The organism is Streptomyces sp. NBC_00162, from assembly GCF_024611995.1.
In the GTDB taxonomy this organism is placed as follows: Bacteria; Actinomycetota; Actinomycetes; order Streptomycetales; family Streptomycetaceae; genus Streptomyces.
Window position 1 is genome coordinate 2,095,539 of record NZ_CP102509.1, and the last position, 15,489, is coordinate 2,111,027.

Below are 15,489 nucleotides of genomic sequence, written 5' to 3' on the forward strand. Positions count from 1 at the left end.
AGAGTAACTTCACGGCACCCCCCGCGTCAGGAACGCCATGTGACGGCTACCATCCGCCGCATGAACGACGACGTGCGCAACATCGTGCTCGGGGTGATAGCCACCGCGTGCAGCGGCGGGTTCGGCTGGTTCACCCGGACCTACGTCTGGCGGCGCGCGCTGCGGCGCAAGCAGGCCTTCTTCGGGCTGCCGACCGGGTCCGACTGTCTGTTCGTGGTCAACCGCCAGATGGGCGGGAAGGACTCCTCCCTGCACCGCAATGACGCCTTCGCGCTGCTGGAGATATCCGCCCTGATCAAGGACTGCGGGGCGACCGTACAGGTCGTCACCCACGACACGGCCCGGCAGGGCTTCGGCGAGCGGGCCGAGTTCTGCGTCGGCGGGCCGGCCTCCAACGCCCGGACGACCGCGCACCTGGCCTCCATGCTGCCGGGGGTGCGCACCGACGTGGGCCTGGAGTCGGGCGATCCGGATCGCGGGGCCATCCGCGTCGGCGGGGAGACGTACCGCTGGGAGAAGGGCATGGTCGAGTACGTGCTGCTGGCGCGGCTGACGACCGGGCGGAGTTCCCGGCCGGTGTTCCTGCTGTCGGGGCAGACCGCCAACAGCAACCAGGCCGCCGCCCGTTATCTGGCCAAGCACCACGAACGACTGGCCCGCAAGTACGGCAGCGAGTCGTTCTGCGTGATGTTGAAGGTGATCAACTCCGATGCCTACGGGCCGGACGTGACCGAGCTGGTCGCCGACGTCACCGCGGCGGCCCGGACACCCGTAGCGGCAGCCGCGTGATCCCGTTGATGAAGTTGGAGACCAGCCGCCGGGGCGGGCCCGCGAGTTCGGGCGCGGGCATGGCCGCACACCACTCCTCGTAGAAGGCGCGCAGCTGGAGCCGGGCGAAGTGGGCGCCCAGGCAGACGTGCGGGCCGTCCCCGAAGGAGACGTGCGGGTTGGGCGTCCGGCCGAGGTCGAGGCGTGCGGGGTCGGTGAAGACGCGCTCGTCGTGGTTGGCGGAGGCGTGGAAGACCACCACCTTGTCCCCCGCCCGGATGCGCTGGCCGGCCAGCTCGGTGTCGACGGCGGCGGTCCGGCGGAAGCTGAGCACCGGCGGGTGGACGCGCAGGAGCTCTTCGACGGCGCGGTCCACGGGCGCGCGGCCCTCGGCGAGCAGGGCGAAGGCCCCGGGATCGCGGGCCAGCGCGAGCAGGCCGCCGGGGGCCGCGCTGCGCACGGTGTCGTTTCCCGCGACGGTGAGCAGGAAGAAGAACATCTCCAGCTCGGCCGGGTCCAGTCCGGCCTGGGCGAGGGCCGTCATCACGTCGTCGCCGGGGTGCGCGCGCTTGTGGGCGGCCAGTTCTCGGGCGTACCCGAACATCTCGCCGAGCAGCGCCGGGGAGCGCGGGTTGAGCGGCTTGCCGTCGGAGCCGAGCCGGGGCGCGGGCGCGTCCTCGGGATCCTGGTAGCCGATGATCCGTACGGTCCACTCGAGCAGCAGGGCGCGGTCGGCGGCCGGGACGCCCAGCAGGTCGGTGAGGTTGAGCAGCGCGTACTCGTCGGTGACGGTGCGCACCAGGTCGGCGGCGCCGTCCTCGGCCTTCTCCCGTGCGCCGGCGAGCAGGGTCCGGGCGCGTTCCCGTACCCGTCCGGCGAAGGCGTCGACGCGGGCGGGGGTGAAGGCGCGGGAGACGAGCCGCCGCAGCCGACCGTGGTCGCCGGCGGCCTTGTCCGGGTCCTGGTTGAGCATGGTGCGGCGCAGGAAGGGCAGGTCGGCCGGGTCGGGGTCGCGGATCTGGGTGGCGCCGAGCCAGGAGGAGTACGTGCGGTGGTCGCGCAGGACGCGGACGACGTCGGCGTGCCGGGTCACCGCCCAGAAGCCGGGGCCGGCGGGCCAGCCCTGGATCTCCGGCTCGGCTTGCCAGGCCACCGGATGGTGATCGCGGAGCACCCGGTAGCGCTCGTGGGGAATGCCCTCGGCGTAGATCCGGGGGTCGAAGACGTCGGGGACGTCCGCGGCGTGGTCCATGGGGCCACCGTGACGGGTGGGCGGCCCCGCCCGCAAGGGCGCGGCCGGCCGCGGGCGTCAGCTCCGCGGGTCGCAGTCGGCGGGCGGGAGAGAGGTGTCGGTGCCCTGCAGGGTGACCGGGCTGAGGGTGTCCGGTACGGCGGAGACGCCGATGGTGCACACCAGCTGTTTGCGGGCCAGTTCCGACAGGCTGCCCACGGCCAACGGCACGCGGACCGTGATCCCCTTGCCCGGCGTGTACTCGCTCACCGACGGCACGCCCGACTGTCCGGCGGGCAGCCGGGGCAGCGCCGTGGTGAGCCCGGCGTCCTGAGCCGGACCGACAGGGCCGTTCAGCAGCAGCCCCAGGAGCGCCTCGGGCGCGATGGTGTATTCGGCGCTGATCCCGAACGGGACCGGGACGAGCCGGTCGCCCTCCTTGGAGACGAAGTAGATGACGCCGGCGGTCTTGCCGCCGGGGACCTTGGCGGTGGCGGCATGGCCGCTCTCGATCACCCCGGTGCGTTTGATCCCGCATCCGGCGAGCAGCAGGGCGCAGCCCGCCAGCGCCGCCGTGGCCGCCGTGGCCCGGGACCTCGTCCGCCCTGTCATACGCGGGCCTCCAGCGGCATGTCGAGGGTGAAGAGGGCTCCCCCGGAGGGCCTGTTGCCGGCCTGGAGGGTACCGCCGTGCAGGCGGACGTTCTCCAGGGTGATGGCGAGTCCGAGGCCGCTGCCGGCGGAGCGGGTACGGGCCGCGTCGGCCTTGAAGAAGCGGTCGAAGATGTGCGGCAGCACCTCCGGGGCGATGCCGGGCCCGCTGTCGGCGACGTCGATGAGCAGCCGTTCGCCGTCCTCGCCCGGTGCCGTCCGCACGGTGACGTGCACGGGGGCGCCGCCGTGCCGCAGGGCGTTGCCGACGAGGTTGGCGAGGACCACGTCGAAGCGGCGCGGGTCGAGCCGGGCGCGTACCCCGTACGGCAGTTCGGTGACGACGCGGTCGTCGTCCCAGCGGCGTCGTTCGAGGGACTTGCGCACGGCTTCGGCGATGTCCACGTCGTCGAGGTTGAGCTCGGCGGCCCGGGCGTCGAACCGGGAGATCTCCATCAGGTCCTCGACGAGGACGGCGAGTTTGCCGGTCTCGGCGCTCACCAGGCGCAGGGCCTTGGCCGTGTCGGCGTCGAGGTGCGCGGCGTCCTCGTCGAGGACCTCGGTCACGGCGAGCATCCCGGCGAGCGGGGTGCGCAGTTCGTGGGAGACGTCGGAGGCGAAGCGGCGGGCGCGGGTCTCCGCGTCCCGCAGCTCGCTCACCGACTGCTCCAGGGCGCGGGCGGTCTCGTTGAAGGTGCGGGCGAGTCCGGCGAGTTCGTCGGCGCCCCGGACCTCGATACGGGTGTCGAGGCGGCCGCGGCCCAGCCGCTGGGCGGCCCGGCGCATGTCGCGGACCGGCCGCAGCACGCTGCGGGCGGCCAGCAGCGCGGGGATGATGGCGATGGCCAGCCCGGGGACGGCGCCCTGCTGGGCGGCTTCGACCATGGCCTCGACGGTCTGCTTCTCGGTGGCGAGCGGGACGCAGGCGAAGAAGACGAGCCCGGTGGGTTCGGTGTAGCCGTTGTGCTCGAAGAGGGCGGGGACGCCGATCGTGAGGTACGGGGTGCCGCGCTGGTCCTCGACGCGCTGGAAGGCGGTGTACCGGCTGCTGAGGACCTTGTCGCGCAGGCTGTCGGTGACGATGGTGGGGGTGGGCGAGGCCGGGTTGGTGGAGGCGCGCAGGCTGCCGTACTCGGCGAAGAGGATCCACGGGTGGGGTTTGCCGCGCTTGCCTAGGTCGATGACGATGCGCTGGAGTTCCCCCTGGGTCAGGGGAAGGCGGATCTCCTGCTGCTCGACCTGGTCCCGCAGGGAACTGATGGCGGTGTCCTGGGTCTGCTTGAGGATGGCGTTGCGCGCCTGCTGGTAGGTGAGGGCGGCCGTGCTCACCGCGCTGATCGCGGCGACCAGCAGGAAGGCCGCTATCAGCCGGGTGCGCAGCCCGAGCGGGGCTATTCGTCGCACCTCGCGCCCCCTACAGCGGACCGAAGCGATAGCCGAAGCCACGCACGGTCTGGATGTAGCGGGGGCTCTGGTCGGGGTCTTCTATCTTGTGGCGCAGCCGGCGGACGCAGGCGTCCACCAGCCGGGCGTCGGCGTGGTAGCTGTGGTCCCAGACGTACTCGAGGAGTTGCTGGCGGGAGAAGACCTGTTCGGGAGAGGCCGACAGGTGCAGCAGGAGCTTGAGCTCGCTGGGGGCGAGGGGGACGCGCTCGCCGTTCTTGGCGACGGTCAGCCCGGAGCGGTCGATGGCCAGCTCGCCGTGCTGCTCGACCTCGGGGCGGTTGCCCGCCGGGGCGGTGAGCCGGCGCAGTACGGCCTTCACCCGGGCCTCTATGACCTCGGTGCGGGCGGGCTTGACGATGTAGTCGTCGGCGCCGGCCTCCAGGCCGATGACTATGTCGAAGTCGTCGCCGCGCGCGGTGAGCATGATGATCGGCACCTCGCTTGTCTCGCGTATCCGGCGGCAGACCTGTACGCCGTTGATCCCCGGCAGCATCAGGTCGAGCAGCACCAGCTCGGGGCGGAAGCTCGCCATCAGGTCGAGTCCCGCCTCGCCGGTCTCGGCGGCGCTCACTTCGTGGCCGCGGCGGCGCAGCCCGAGGCCCACTCCTTCCCGGATGGAAGGGTCGTCCTCGATCAGCAGTACGCGTGGCATCGGGCCAGTATCCCAGGGTGGTTCAGTGCCGTCCTCCGGCTAACGGCCGATGCGCCGCCGCAGGGAGTCCAGCTGGTCGGTGATCTCCGTCAGGCGCAGCGGCCCGGCAAGGAGGACGACGACGAGCAGCAGGGCGACGGTTCCCGCCCCGACCGCGGCGAAATCGCCGAACCGGTCGGCGGCGCGGGCTGCCGCGTACCCGGCGGCGGCGGCCGGTGCGCAGGCGGCCAGCAGCCGCAGGTGGGTGCGTACGGCGGTCGCACGCAGTTCGGTACGGGTGCCCGCGCGCGGGCCGAGGCGCCGGGCGAGGGTGCGGGCGGTCACGGCGGCGCCCGCGAGGAACGCGATGGAGGAGGCCGCGGCCATGCCGGTGACCGCCCAGCGCGGGGACAGCAGGAAGTAGGCGGCGGCCGACAGCCCGGCGTTGAGCGCGGCGATGGTGAGGTTGAGGAAGAAGGGGGTCCGGGTGTCGGACAGGGCGTAGAAGCCGCGCGAGAGGACGTACTGCGCGGAGAAGGCGATCAGGCCGGGCGCGAAGGCCACCAGCATGCCCGCCATGACCTCGACGTCGGCGGAGCCGGTGCGGCCGTAGCCGAAGACGGCGCCGATCACCCAGGGCGCGAGGGCGGCGAAGAGCGCGGCGGCGGGTACGACGAGGGCGGCGCTGGAGCGCAGCGCGTAGGAGATGTCCTTGCGGACGCCCGTGAGGTCGCCGTCCGAGGCGGCCGAGCTCATCCGGGGCATCAGGGCGGTGACGAGGGAGACGGTGATGATGCCCTGGGGGACGATCCACAGCTGGTAGGCGTTGCTGTAGGCGGTGTAGCCTGCGCCGCCCGCGAGCCCGGCGTCGACGGCATGCTGTCCGGTGGTGGTGGAGAGCCGGGTGACGACCCAGTAGGCGATCTGGTTGGTCAGGACGAGCATGACCGTCCAGCCCGCGTTGCGCAGCGGCCGGCCGAGGCCGCTGCCGCGCCAGTCGAAGCGGGGGCGCCAGCGGAAGCGGGCGGCGCGCAGCGACGGGACGAGGGCGAGGGCCTGGATGACGATGCCGGCGGTGGTGCCGAGGCCCAGCAGCCGGGTCTCGGCGGCCGTGAGACCGTTCGCCGCGTCGTGGGAGACGTACAGGAAGAACCCGAAGACGCCGATGATCACGAAGTTGTTGAGGACCGGGGTCCACATCATCGCGCCGAACCGGCCGCGCGCATTGAGCACCTGGCCGAGCAGGGTGAAGAGGCCGTAGAAGAGGATCTGCGGCAGGCAGTACCGGGCCAGGGCCACGGTGGTGCTCGCCTGGGCGCCGCTGTAGTCGGTGTACGCCGAGACGATCAGCGGTGCGGCCAGGACGGCCACCGCGGTGAGCGTCACGAGCGCCGCGGTGCAGGCGGTCAGCAGCCGGTCGGTGTAGGCGGCTCCGCCGTCCCGGTGCTCCTTGGCCGCGCGGACCAGCTCGGGCACGAAGACGGCGTTGAGCGCGCCGCCGATGAGCAGCATGTAGATGATGTTCGGGACCGTGTTGGCGACGGCGTAGCTGTCGCCGAGCAGTCCGGTGCCCAGCGCCGCGACGACGACGGCTGAGCGGACGAAGCCGGTGGCGCGGGAGACGACCGAGCCGGCCGCCATGAGCGCACCACTGCGCAGCACCGAGGTCTTCGCCGGTGCCGCGCCGCTGCCGGTGTGCTCGGCGGCCTGTCTGGTGTCGGTGGCCGTCACCTGCGGGCCAGGTATGCCTGGAACGCCTTGTAGAGCGCCGTGTTGGCGACTCCGTCCATCGGTATCTCCCACTCTCCGAGCGTCTCGACGACCTGTCCGCCGGTGCCGAGCTTCCAGCGCAGCAGCCCGAAAGAACGTTCGTCGGGGTCGAGGGTGGAGGGTACCCCGCGCATGTCGTATTCGTCGGCTCCGAGGGCATGGGCGTCGCACATCATGCGCCACTGCAGGGCGTTGCTGGGGCGGACCTCGCGCCGGTGGTCGGCGGAGGCGCCGGTCTGGTACCAGACCCGGCTCCCGGCGACGATCATCGTGTGGGCGGCGAGGATCTCGCCCTGGTGGATGCCCAGGTAGAGCCGCATCCGGCCCGGCTCCTCGGCGTTGAGGACCTGGTACTGCTGCTCGTAGTACGCCAGCGAGCGGCCGAGCCGGAAGCCGTCGCGCTCCTCGGTGATCCGCAGCAGCCGGTAGAACTCGGGCAGGTCGGCGGCGCCGCCTACGACCGTCTCCACACCGGCCTTGGTGGCCTTGCGCACATTGCGGCGCCACTCCTGGTTCAGGCCCGACCACAGCTCGTCGCGGGTGCGGCCGGCCAGCGGCACCCGGAAGACGTGGCGGGGCTGGGCGTCGCCGTCGTCCTCGCCGCCGCAGCGCTTCCAGCCGCGGGTGCGCAGCCGGTCGGCGAGGGCGGCGCCGACCGGGTCCACCTCGGTGGCGAGGACGTCGGATATCTGCCGGCCGGGCCCCGTGGCGGACTTGGCGGTGGCCGCGTCCCACCGCCGGTAGGCGGGGGTGGGGCCGATGCGGACCGCGAAGGCTCCGGCCGCCCTGAGGTGGCGCATGAGCGGCGTGAGCCAGCGGTCGACGTGCGGGTCGGACCAGTCGGCGACGGGACCCTCGGGGAGGTAGGCGAAATATTTGCGGGTGCCGGGGAATTGGCGGTAGAGAACGAGTCCGGCACCTTCGATTTCACCGCCGGGGTAGTGCCATCCGACCCTTTCCGCGCGCCAAAGGTCCTTTACCGAGGCCCATGACGGGTACTGGAGAAAGCTCGCCCGGCCGTGCCGGGAAAGGAACGCCTGGTATTCCGGGACGGACAGGGTGCGCACCGTCAGCTCCCGGTCCTGGCTCTGGTGCTGGTGCTGGGTAGGGGTCACGAGCAGTGCACACATGGCTGATCGGCCTTCCGGTACGTCCGGCGGGGGGCCGGGGGGATCGGGACGCACAGGACTCTCACAGCTGTCCATGACCGGACCGCGCGGCGATTGTGACCGGACGATGACCGTTCTGCTGCGGTCCATGTCACAACCGAAAGCACGATTATTTCCGCGGATTGCGCAACCTAGAGTCGTGCTGTTCGCATCTACGTTTGCGAACGATCATTACTTGGGAGGGATTTTCGTTGAGCCGCATACGCCGTACCGCCCTGGCGAGCACCGCACTTCTGGCCGCCGCGCTGACCGCATGCTCGGGCGGCAGCGGGAGCGGGGGCGGTGCGAACGGCAAGGCCGAGCTGAAGCCGAAGGCCGACATGGCGGTCTCGGTGAACCTCACGGGCGATCAGGTCAAGGCGGGCGAGCCCGTCACGGTGACCATCGCCGAGGGCAAGCTGGCCCAGGTGAAGGTGACCGACGCCAAGGGCGCGGAGCTGCCGGGGAAGATATCCGACGACGGCAGGACCTGGACCTCGGAGCGCAACGCCGCACCCGGCTCGGAGTACAAGGTCGAGGCCCAGAACACCGAGAGCCAGAGCGCCGGCACGCAGTTCAAGACCGGCGCCGCCGACAAGGTGAACAAGGTCTCGATCAACATCCCCAAGGGCAGCACGGTGGGCGTGGCGATGCCGGTGTCGCTCGTGTTCGACAACCCGGTGACGAACAAGGCCGCGGTGGAGAAGCAGCTCAAGGTCACCACCTCGGACAACACCGAGGGCTCCTGGGGCTGGATCAAGGACTACTCCGGCAACGACCGTGTCGACTGGCGGCCCAAGGACTACTGGAAGTCCGGCACGGACGTGAAGGTCGAGATGAACCTGAACGGCGTGGACTCCGGCAAGGGCGGCGGCATGTTCGCCCGTGACTACAACACCGAGTTCAAGATCGGCAAGGACCGCCGGATCGAGGTCAGCCTCGACGGCAAGAAGATGTCGGTGACCGAGGACGGCCAGACGCAGAAGACGATCCCGGTCTCGGCCGGCACTCCGGGCGGCAAGAAGGCTTCCTGGTCCGGGAAGATGGTGATCATGACGAAGGAGGGCACCATCCGGATGGACTCCCAGACGGTGGGCCTGGACGACGCCTACGACAAGATGGTCGACTACTCGATGCGGCTGACCTGGTCGGGCATGTACGCGCACGCCGCGCCGTGGAACGCCGGCAACTTCGGCCGCGCCAACACCAGTTCCGGCTGCGTGGGGATGAGCGACTCCGATGCCAAGGACTTCTTCGCGAAGTCCCAGATCGGCGACCCCTTCGAGGTGGTCGGGTCCGGCTCCAAGGGCAACGCCGAGCTCGGCAACGGCTACGGGGAGTGGAACCTCTCCTGGGACGACTGGAAGGCCAAGAGCGCCGTGACCGGGACCGCGCAGAACGGCTGAGCGCACACGCGCGCGCCGGCGCCGGCCGCCCTCCCGCTGAATTTCGTTCAATTGTTACCACCACGTAACTTACTGACGGGTTACCCCCAGTAATCCCCTCCCGTTACCGTCGGGTCACTTTGACAACCCGGCGTACGCGAGGAGTGATTGATGGAACGCACCACCACCGCCGCAGCCGTGGCAGCCCTGCTGGCGGCAGCCGCCCTGGGCCTGGCCCCCCACCAGGCCCAGGCGGCTCCCGCCGGCACCGTGGCGATCACCGCCGACGCCTCCGCAGCCCCGTCGGGGCTGAGCTTCCACGACATCCCCGGCTCCGGCGGCATCACCCTCAAGGGCAACGTCTTCGCGCCGTCGGGCGCCGAGACCGGCCGGAAGTACCCGCTGATCGTGCTGCCCACCAGCTGGGGCATGCCGCAGATCGAATACATCGCCCAGGCCAAGAAACTCGCCGACTCCGGCTATGTCGTGGTCAGTTACACCTCCCGCGGCTTCTGGCTCTCCGGCGGGCAGATCGAGGTGGCCGGCGCCCCGGACATCGCGGACGTCTCGGCCGTCATCGACTGGGCCCTGGCCAGCACCGCCGCCGACGCGGACCACATCGGCCTCGGCGGGGTCTCGTACGGCGCCGGCATCAGCCTGCTGGCATCCGCGCACGACCCGCGCATCAAGGCCGTGGTCGCGATGAGCGGCTGGGCCGACCTCATCGAGTCCATCTACTCCGGCCGTACCCAGCACCTGCAGGCCGCCGGGATGCTCGGCGCCGCCGGTTACCTCACCGGCCGTCCCGGACCCGAACTCCAGTCGATCCTCGGCGACTTCCTCGGCTCCCGGCTGGACCGGGAGCAGCAGATGATCGAGTGGGGCAGGAAGCGTTCGGCCGCCGAGCAGGTGGACCGGATCAACGCCAACGGCGCCGCGATCATGCTCGGCAACGCCTGGGGCGACACCATCTTCCCGCCCAACCAGTACGCGAAGTTCTACGAGCGGCTGACCGGTCCCAAGCGCCTGGAGTTCCGCCCCGGCGACCACGCCACCGCCGAGGGCACCGGACTGCTCGGCCTGCCCAACGACACCTGGACCAACGCCCACCGCTGGTTCGACCGCTACCTCAAGGGCGAGCGCAACGGGGTGGACACCGAGGCCCCGGTGCAGATCAAGTCCCGCAGCAACGACGGCTACGAGGGCTACGCCGACTGGAAGTCGGTCGGCTCCGCCGGCACCGAGAAGCTCGCGCTCTCCGACAGCGAGCACCTCTTCGCCAACGTGGACTCCGGCGCCAACGGCGGCATCATCTTCCTCTCCAGCATCCTCGACCAGTTCGTCAAGGCGCCGCCGGCCGCCTCCATCCCCCTCCTCCCCCGCGCCTTCGCCGCCGTCTGGCAGTCCGGGCGCTACGACGAGCCGCGCCGGATCCGCGGCACGGTCGAACTGCACACCACCGTCACGCCCACCAAGGCCGACGGCACCTTCGTCGCGTACCTCTACGACGTCGGCCCGCTCGGCATCGGCAAGCTCGTCAGCAACGCCCCGTACACCTTCCACGGCCGCGCCCCCGGGCAGGCCTTCGGCGTGGACCTGGAGCTGTTCTCCACCGCCTACGACGTGCCCGAGGGCCACCGGCTCGCCCTCGTCGTCGACACCGTGGACCCGCTCTACATCGAGCACAACCCCACCGGCGCGCAGCTGACCTTCTCCTCACCGGGCACCGATCCCAGTTACGTCTCGGTGCCACTGCGCGAGCAGTGATCCACGGCTGCTGCCGGGTGGGGGTGGCTCGTCGGAGCTACCGGCGACCCGGCAGCACCGTTTCCTGTGCGGCCGCAGCCACCTCCACCGCGCTCGTCTTCGGGCTGCGCCGCTCCCGCCTCGCCACCCACGTGGCGAACCAGGACAACAGCATGCACATCCCGATGTAGATCGGGGAGATGATCATCACGACGGGAATGAAGGGCAGGTCGTAGTCGAGGTTCGAGGCGATCAGCTTGCCCGCGTGCAGGAACTCCTCATAGGTGATCAGGTATCCGAGCGAGGTGTCCTTCAGCGCCACCACCAGCTGGCTGATGATCGCGGGCAGCATCGCCCGGACCGCCTGCGGGGCGAGGACGAAGGTCATCACCTGTGTCTTTCGCATGCCCAGCGCGTACGCCGCTTCGCGCTGCCCCCTTTCCACCGAGTTGATGCCCGTACGGAAGACCTCGGCGAGCACCGAGCCGTTGTACAGGGTCAGTCCCGCCACCAGCGCGGGCAGCGGCTGGACCTGCAGTGCGACGAAGATGAAGAAGATCATCACCAGCACCGGCATGGCCCGGAAGAACTCCACGCACAGGGTGGCCAGCCAGCGCGCCGGCCGGTGGACCGAGAGCCTGCCGCTGGCCAGCACCGCCCCGAACGCCAGGGACAGCACCGAGGCGTACGCGAAGGCCTTGAGCGTGTTCCCCAGCCCCCGGAGCAGCAGCTCCTGGATGCCCTCGTACCTGAAGGGGCCCCACTTGGCGGCGGTGAACTGGTTCGTGTCGAAGAGCAGGTAGACGAGCCAGCCGACCAGGACGAGGATCACCACGGTCGAGGCGATCCCGTAGAGGAAGTGCCGGCGCCGGGCGCGCGGGCCCGGGATGTCATAGAGGGCCGTGGACTCCAGGTCCCCGTGGAGCGCGTGCGCGGTCATCGGGTGACTCCGTAGCGCTTCTCCAGCACGTTGAAGAGCGCGCTGATGGACAAGGTGATGATCAGGTAGCCGACGGCGATCCAGAAGAAGGTCCAGACGATGCTGTAACCGAGTTCGTTGAGGGTTTTGTAGGTGCCCAGCAGCTCGTTGACGCTGAACGCGCCGGCGATCGCGGAGTTCTTGGCCAGCGCGATCAGTGTGGAGCCGATGGGCGGGATGACGGAGCGGAAGGCCTGCGGCAGGACCACGGTGCCCAGCGTCTGGCCGAAGTTCATGCCGAGGCTGCGGGCCGCCTCGCCCTGCCCCTTGGGCACGGTGTTGATGCCCGAGCGCAGCACCTCGCAGATGAAGGCGGAGGTGTAGCAGCCCAGCGCCAGGATGGCGAAGAGCTGGAAGGGCAGGACGATCCCGAAACGGGGCAGGCCCAGCAGCACGGCGAAGAAGAGCAGGGTGAGCGGGGTGTTGCGCAGGACCGTGACCCAGACCGTGCCGAAGACCCGGAAGGAGCCGACGGGGGCGACCCGGAAGGAGGCCATGACGAAGCCCAGGACCAGGGCGAGGAGGGAGGCGTAGACGGTCAGCTGGACGGTGCCCAGGAAGCCCTTTCCGTAGACCGCGAAGTTCTCGGTGAGTACGTCCATGTCGGTGCCTTCTCCCTCAGCTCGCGGGGTAGCGGTCGATGGGGGGCGGCGTCGGGGCCGGCACGCCGGACAGGCCGAGCGTGGCCGTGTAGGCGCGTTTCCAGTTGCCGTTCTTCTCCTGGGCCTCCAGGGCGTCGTCGAGGGCGAAGCGCAGGGCGTTGTCGCTGCGGGGGACGCCGATGCCGTAGGGCTCCTTGGAGAAGGGCTCGCCGACCACCTTGAGCTCCTCGGGGACCTTGGCCGCGTAGCCGAGGAGGATGGAGTCGTCGGTGGAGACGGCGTCGACCTGGTAGGTGAGCAGGTTGTCCACGCAGGCCGAGTAGGTGTCGTAGGCGACGAGGACCGCCTTCGGGAACTCCTTCTGGAGCCGCTGGTACGGGGTGGAGCCGGCGGCCGAGCAGACCTTCTTGCCCGCGAGGTCCTGGGGGCCCTTGATGTCCTTCTCGTTCCTGCGGACCAGCAGGGACTGGCCGGCCATGAAGTAGGGGCCGGCGAAGCCGACCTGCTTCTTGCGGTTGTCGTTGATCGTGTAGGTGCCGACGTAGTAGTCGATCTGGCCGTTCTGCAGGGCCGTCTCGCGGTTGGCGGAGGCGATCGTCCTGAACTCGATGGTCTTGGGGTCGAAGCCGAGCGAGGCCGACATCATCTTGGCGATCTCGATGTCGAAGCCGGAGTAGCGGCCGCTGGCTGGGTCCTTCTCCCCCATGTACGGCTGGTCCTCCTTGGCGCCGACGACGAGGTGGCCCCGGCGCCTGGCCTTCTCCCAGGTGCGCGACTCGGGCAGCCGGAACGCCGTGTCGACCTGGTACGCGGGCAGGGCCTCGGGCTGCGGCCCCTTGACCGGGGGGCTGCCGGGCTTGCCGCAGCCGACGGCGGCCACCGCGATCAGGAGCACCGTGAGGGCGCGGATCGAGATCATCGGACGGGCCCCCTCAATGCTTCAGGATCTTGGAGAGGAAGTCCTTCGCCCGGGCGCTCTCGGGGGCGGTGAAGAACTCCTCCGGGGTCCGGTTCTCGACGATCCTGCCGTCGGCCATGAACACGACGCTGTTGGCGGCGGAGCGGGCGAAGCCCATCTCGTGGGTGACCACGACCATGGTCATGCCCTCGGCGGCGAGCTGCTGCATGACCTCCAGCACCTCGTTGATCATCTCCGGGTCGAGCGCGGAGGTGGGCTCGTCGAAGAGCAGGGCCTTGGGGTTCATGGCGAGGGCGCGGGCGATGGCCACGCGCTGCTGCTGGCCGCCGGAGAGCTGGGCGGGGAACTTGGGGGCCTGGTCGGCGAGGCCGACGCGCTCCAGCAGCTCCCGGGAGCGCTTGTCCGCCTCTTCCCTCTTGCGGCCGCGGACCTTGATCTGGGCGAGCGAGACGTTGGCGAGGACGGTCTTGTGCGCGAAGAGGTTGAAGGACTGGAAGACCATTCCTACCTCGGCCCGCAGCCGGGCCAGTTCCTTGCCCTCGTCGGGCAGCGGCTCCCCGTCGATCAGGATAGTGCCCGATTCGATGGTCTCCAGCCGGTTGATCGCCCGGCACAGTGTCGATTTCCCGGAGCCGGAGGGGCCGATGATCACCACCACCTCCCCGCGGCCGACGGTGAGGTTGATGTCCTGCAGGACGTGCAGCGTCCCGTAGTACTTGTTGACGTCCCGCAGCTCGATCAACGGATCGACGGCCATGCGCTGCCCTGCCCACTTGTCGGTGTGTCGAGGTCTGCGCAAACTATCCAGCCCAGGAAGGGCACTTCGCCTCGACACGCCTAAAGGGGCATAAACGCCACATAAACCTCTACATCGATCAGCCTTCGGAGGATTCGGCGTACGCCTGGCTGAGCTCGGGGGATCCGGTCATCGCCCAGGACACCCCCGCCTCGATCACGTTCAGCTCGCGGCCCGAGGCCAGCCGGATCACCGGCTGGCCGTTGGGCCACACCTGCCAGGCCGCCCCCGGGACCGTGCGGATGATCACGGTCCCGAGGTAGAAGCCCGCGTCGTTGCCGAGCCACGGCACGATCTCGGGATCCCGCCGCCAGCGCGGCATCAGCTGGTCGAGCGCTTCCAACGAGGCCCGGCTCTCGTCGAGTTCGAGTCCGGCCGCCCTCGCCTGGACGCGCAGCATCTCGCACTCCGAGAACAACTCGGCGATGCCCTCGGGATCATCGGCGAGGGCCGCGGCAAGACCCGCGGTCCGTTCCGTTTCGTGCCGGTTCAGCCAGTTGCCCAGGAAAGGGATGTTCATACCGCCCAGCGTCGCACCAGGATCCGCCGCTGGCCACAGGGCGCGCCTGGATCCGCGGGCCCGGATCGGGTCCTGGCGACCCCAGGACACTGGCGACCCCTAGCGGGCGAGGTCCAGGTCGACGACGACCGGCGCGTGGTCGGACGCGCCCTTCCCCTTGCGCTCCTCGCGGTCGACGTAGGCGTCGGTGACGGCCTTGCCGAAGGGCTCGTTCCCGTACACCAGGTCGATGCGCATGCCCCTGTTCTTGGGGAAGGCGAGCTGGCGGTAGTCCCAGTACGTGTACGGCCGGTCGTACTTGAGGGGGCGCGGCAGCACGTCGGAGAGCCCGGCCGCCCGCAGCGCCTCCAGCGCGGCCCGCTCGGCGGGGGTGACGTGGGTGAGGCCCTCGAAGACCGCCGGGTCGTACACGTCCTCGTCGGTCGGGGCCACGTTGAAGTCGCCGAGCACCGCGAAGGGGCGGGGGCCGGCCGCGTCCTCGGCGACGGCCTCGGTCAGCGAGCGGAACCAGTTCAGCTTGTAGCCGTAGTGGTCGTGCTCGACCTCGCGGCCGTTGGGCACGTACACCGACCAGAGGCGCACCCCGCCGCAGGTGGCGGAGATCGCGCGGGGCTCCTGGACGCCCTCGTAGTCGGGCCCGCCGGGCAGGCCGGTGACCACGTCGTCAAGGCCGACCTTGGAGACCAGGGCAACGCCGTTCCACCGGCCGGTGGCGTTGACGGCCGACTCGTAGCCGAGTTCGCGCAGCTCCGCGTGCGGGAACTGTTCCGCGGAGCACTTGGTCTCCTGGACGCACAGGACATCCGTGCCGGAGCTCTCCAGCCAGGCCAGCAGGCGCGGCAGCCGGGCGGTGATGGAGTTGACGTTGAAGGTGGCGATACGCATGCGACCCAACCTA

Annotated in this window: 15 protein-coding genes; 3 read left to right on the forward strand and 12 right to left on the reverse strand. The window is 70.3% G+C overall.

Annotation, left to right across the window (positions count from 1 at the left end):
- The first annotated feature begins 60 nt into the window (after window positions 1–60).
- A complete protein-coding gene (locus JIW86_RS10315; RefSeq protein ID WP_257553479.1) occupies window positions 61–789 on the forward strand; it encodes a hypothetical protein in 729 nt (242 codons plus the stop codon).
- Here JIW86_RS10315 and JIW86_RS10320 read toward each other — a convergent pair.
- From JIW86_RS10320 to JIW86_RS10345, 6 genes are read right to left on the reverse strand one after another with little or no spacing between them, the layout of a single operon-like run.
- Window positions 749–2,020 (reverse strand): cytochrome P450, encoded by a 1,272-nt coding sequence (locus JIW86_RS10320; protein WP_257553480.1) that lies wholly within the window; start codon window positions 2,018–2,020, stop codon window positions 749–751. The two genes, JIW86_RS10315 and JIW86_RS10320, sit on opposite strands and share 41 nt — an antisense overlap.
- Window positions 2,021–2,077: 57 nt before the next feature.
- Window positions 2,078–2,611, reverse strand: coding sequence for a GerMN domain-containing protein (locus JIW86_RS10325; protein WP_257553481.1), 534 nt, complete (start codon window positions 2,609–2,611; stop codon window positions 2,078–2,080).
- On the reverse strand, window positions 2,608–4,053 hold the full coding sequence (locus JIW86_RS10330) for a sensor histidine kinase (RefSeq protein ID WP_257553482.1): 1,446 nt from the start codon (window positions 4,051–4,053) through the stop codon (window positions 2,608–2,610). The genes JIW86_RS10325 and JIW86_RS10330 overlap by 4 nt, the downstream gene beginning before the upstream one ends.
- A 10-nt stretch (window positions 4,054–4,063) precedes the next feature.
- Window positions 4,064–4,747 (reverse strand): response regulator transcription factor, encoded by a 684-nt coding sequence (locus JIW86_RS10335; RefSeq protein WP_257553483.1) that lies wholly within the window; start codon window positions 4,745–4,747, stop codon window positions 4,064–4,066.
- Window positions 4,748–4,786: 39 nt separating this feature from the next.
- A complete protein-coding gene (gene murJ / locus JIW86_RS10340; protein WP_416237547.1) occupies window positions 4,787–6,457 on the reverse strand; it encodes a murein biosynthesis integral membrane protein MurJ in 1,671 nt (556 codons plus the stop codon).
- On the reverse strand, window positions 6,454–7,626 hold the full coding sequence (locus JIW86_RS10345; protein ID WP_257553484.1) for a lipid II:glycine glycyltransferase FemX: 1,173 nt from the start codon (window positions 7,624–7,626) through the stop codon (window positions 6,454–6,456). The genes murJ and JIW86_RS10345 overlap by 4 nt, the downstream gene beginning before the upstream one ends.
- Window positions 7,627–7,856: 230 nt before the next feature.
- Here JIW86_RS10345 and JIW86_RS10350 point away from each other — a divergent pair, with 230 nt between their 5' ends.
- The gene (locus JIW86_RS10350; RefSeq protein ID WP_257553485.1) at window positions 7,857–9,050 is read left to right on the forward strand and encodes a L,D-transpeptidase; all 1,194 of its coding nucleotides are present in this window, start codon (window positions 7,857–7,859) and stop codon (window positions 9,048–9,050) included.
- 150 nt (window positions 9,051–9,200) lie between these two features.
- Window positions 9,201–10,796 carry a CocE/NonD family hydrolase gene (locus JIW86_RS10355; protein ID WP_257553486.1) on the forward strand — a complete coding sequence of 532 codons (1,596 nt, stop codon included), beginning with the start codon at window positions 9,201–9,203 and terminating at the stop codon, window positions 10,794–10,796.
- Between the two features lie 37 nt (window positions 10,797–10,833).
- Here the strand turns inward: JIW86_RS10355 and JIW86_RS10360 are convergent, their stop codons facing one another.
- From JIW86_RS10360 to JIW86_RS10385, 6 genes are all read right to left on the reverse strand, one after another.
- Entirely contained in the window at window positions 10,834–11,715 is an 882-nt protein-coding gene (locus JIW86_RS10360) for an amino acid ABC transporter permease (protein WP_257553487.1), read from the reverse strand.
- The gene (locus JIW86_RS10365) at window positions 11,712–12,356 is read right to left on the reverse strand and encodes an amino acid ABC transporter permease (protein WP_257553488.1); all 645 of its coding nucleotides are present in this window, start codon (window positions 12,354–12,356) and stop codon (window positions 11,712–11,714) included. Before JIW86_RS10365 ends, JIW86_RS10360 begins: the two co-directional genes overlap by 4 nt.
- A gap of 16 nt (window positions 12,357–12,372) precedes the next feature.
- Entirely contained in the window at window positions 12,373–13,275 is a 903-nt protein-coding gene (locus JIW86_RS10370) for a glutamate ABC transporter substrate-binding protein (protein ID WP_257553489.1), read from the reverse strand.
- A gap of 13 nt (window positions 13,276–13,288) precedes the next feature.
- Window positions 13,289–14,032 (reverse strand): amino acid ABC transporter ATP-binding protein, encoded by a 744-nt coding sequence (locus tag JIW86_RS10375; protein WP_215145683.1) that lies wholly within the window; start codon window positions 14,030–14,032, stop codon window positions 13,289–13,291.
- A 118-nt stretch (window positions 14,033–14,150) separates the two neighbouring features.
- Window positions 14,151–14,591, reverse strand: coding sequence for a DUF6278 family protein (locus JIW86_RS10380; RefSeq protein ID WP_257553490.1), 441 nt, complete (start codon window positions 14,589–14,591; stop codon window positions 14,151–14,153).
- Window positions 14,592–14,690: 99 nt separating this feature from the next.
- Window positions 14,691–15,476, reverse strand: a complete 786-nt coding sequence (locus JIW86_RS10385; RefSeq protein ID WP_257553491.1) for an exodeoxyribonuclease III — start codon at window positions 15,474–15,476, stop codon at window positions 14,691–14,693.
- Between the last annotated feature and the right edge of the window lie 13 nt (window positions 15,477–15,489).

Bases quoted from the DNA above. Each gene is read 5' to 3' on its own strand.
- JIW86_RS10315 (WP_257553479.1), top strand. From the start codon at position 61: ATGAACGACGACGTGCGCAACATCGTGCTCGGGGTGATAGCCACCGCG.
- JIW86_RS10320 (WP_257553480.1), bottom strand. From the start codon at position 2,020: ATGGACCACGCCGCGGACGTCCCCGACGTCTTCGACCCCCGGATCTAC.
- JIW86_RS10325 (WP_257553481.1), bottom strand. From the start codon at position 2,611: ATGACAGGGCGGACGAGGTCCCGGGCCACGGCGGCCACGGCGGCGCTG.
- JIW86_RS10335 (WP_257553483.1), bottom strand. From the start codon at position 4,747: ATGCCACGCGTACTGCTGATCGAGGACGACCCTTCCATCCGGGAAGGA.
- JIW86_RS10345 (WP_257553484.1), bottom strand. From the start codon at position 7,626: ATGTGTGCACTGCTCGTGACCCCTACCCAGCACCAGCACCAGAGCCAG.
- JIW86_RS10355 (WP_257553486.1), top strand. From the start codon at position 9,201: ATGGAACGCACCACCACCGCCGCAGCCGTGGCAGCCCTGCTGGCGGCA.
- JIW86_RS10360 (WP_257553487.1), bottom strand. From the start codon at position 11,715: ATGACCGCGCACGCGCTCCACGGGGACCTGGAGTCCACGGCCCTCTAT.
- JIW86_RS10365 (WP_257553488.1), bottom strand. From the start codon at position 12,356: ATGGACGTACTCACCGAGAACTTCGCGGTCTACGGAAAGGGCTTCCTG.
- JIW86_RS10370 (WP_257553489.1), bottom strand. From the start codon at position 13,275: ATGATCTCGATCCGCGCCCTCACGGTGCTCCTGATCGCGGTGGCCGCC.
- JIW86_RS10375 (WP_215145683.1), bottom strand. From the start codon at position 14,032: ATGGCCGTCGATCCGTTGATCGAGCTGCGGGACGTCAACAAGTACTAC.
- JIW86_RS10380 (WP_257553490.1), bottom strand. From the start codon at position 14,591: ATGAACATCCCTTTCCTGGGCAACTGGCTGAACCGGCACGAAACGGAA.
- JIW86_RS10385 (WP_257553491.1), bottom strand. From the start codon at position 15,476: ATGCGTATCGCCACCTTCAACGTCAACTCCATCACCGCCCGGCTGCCG.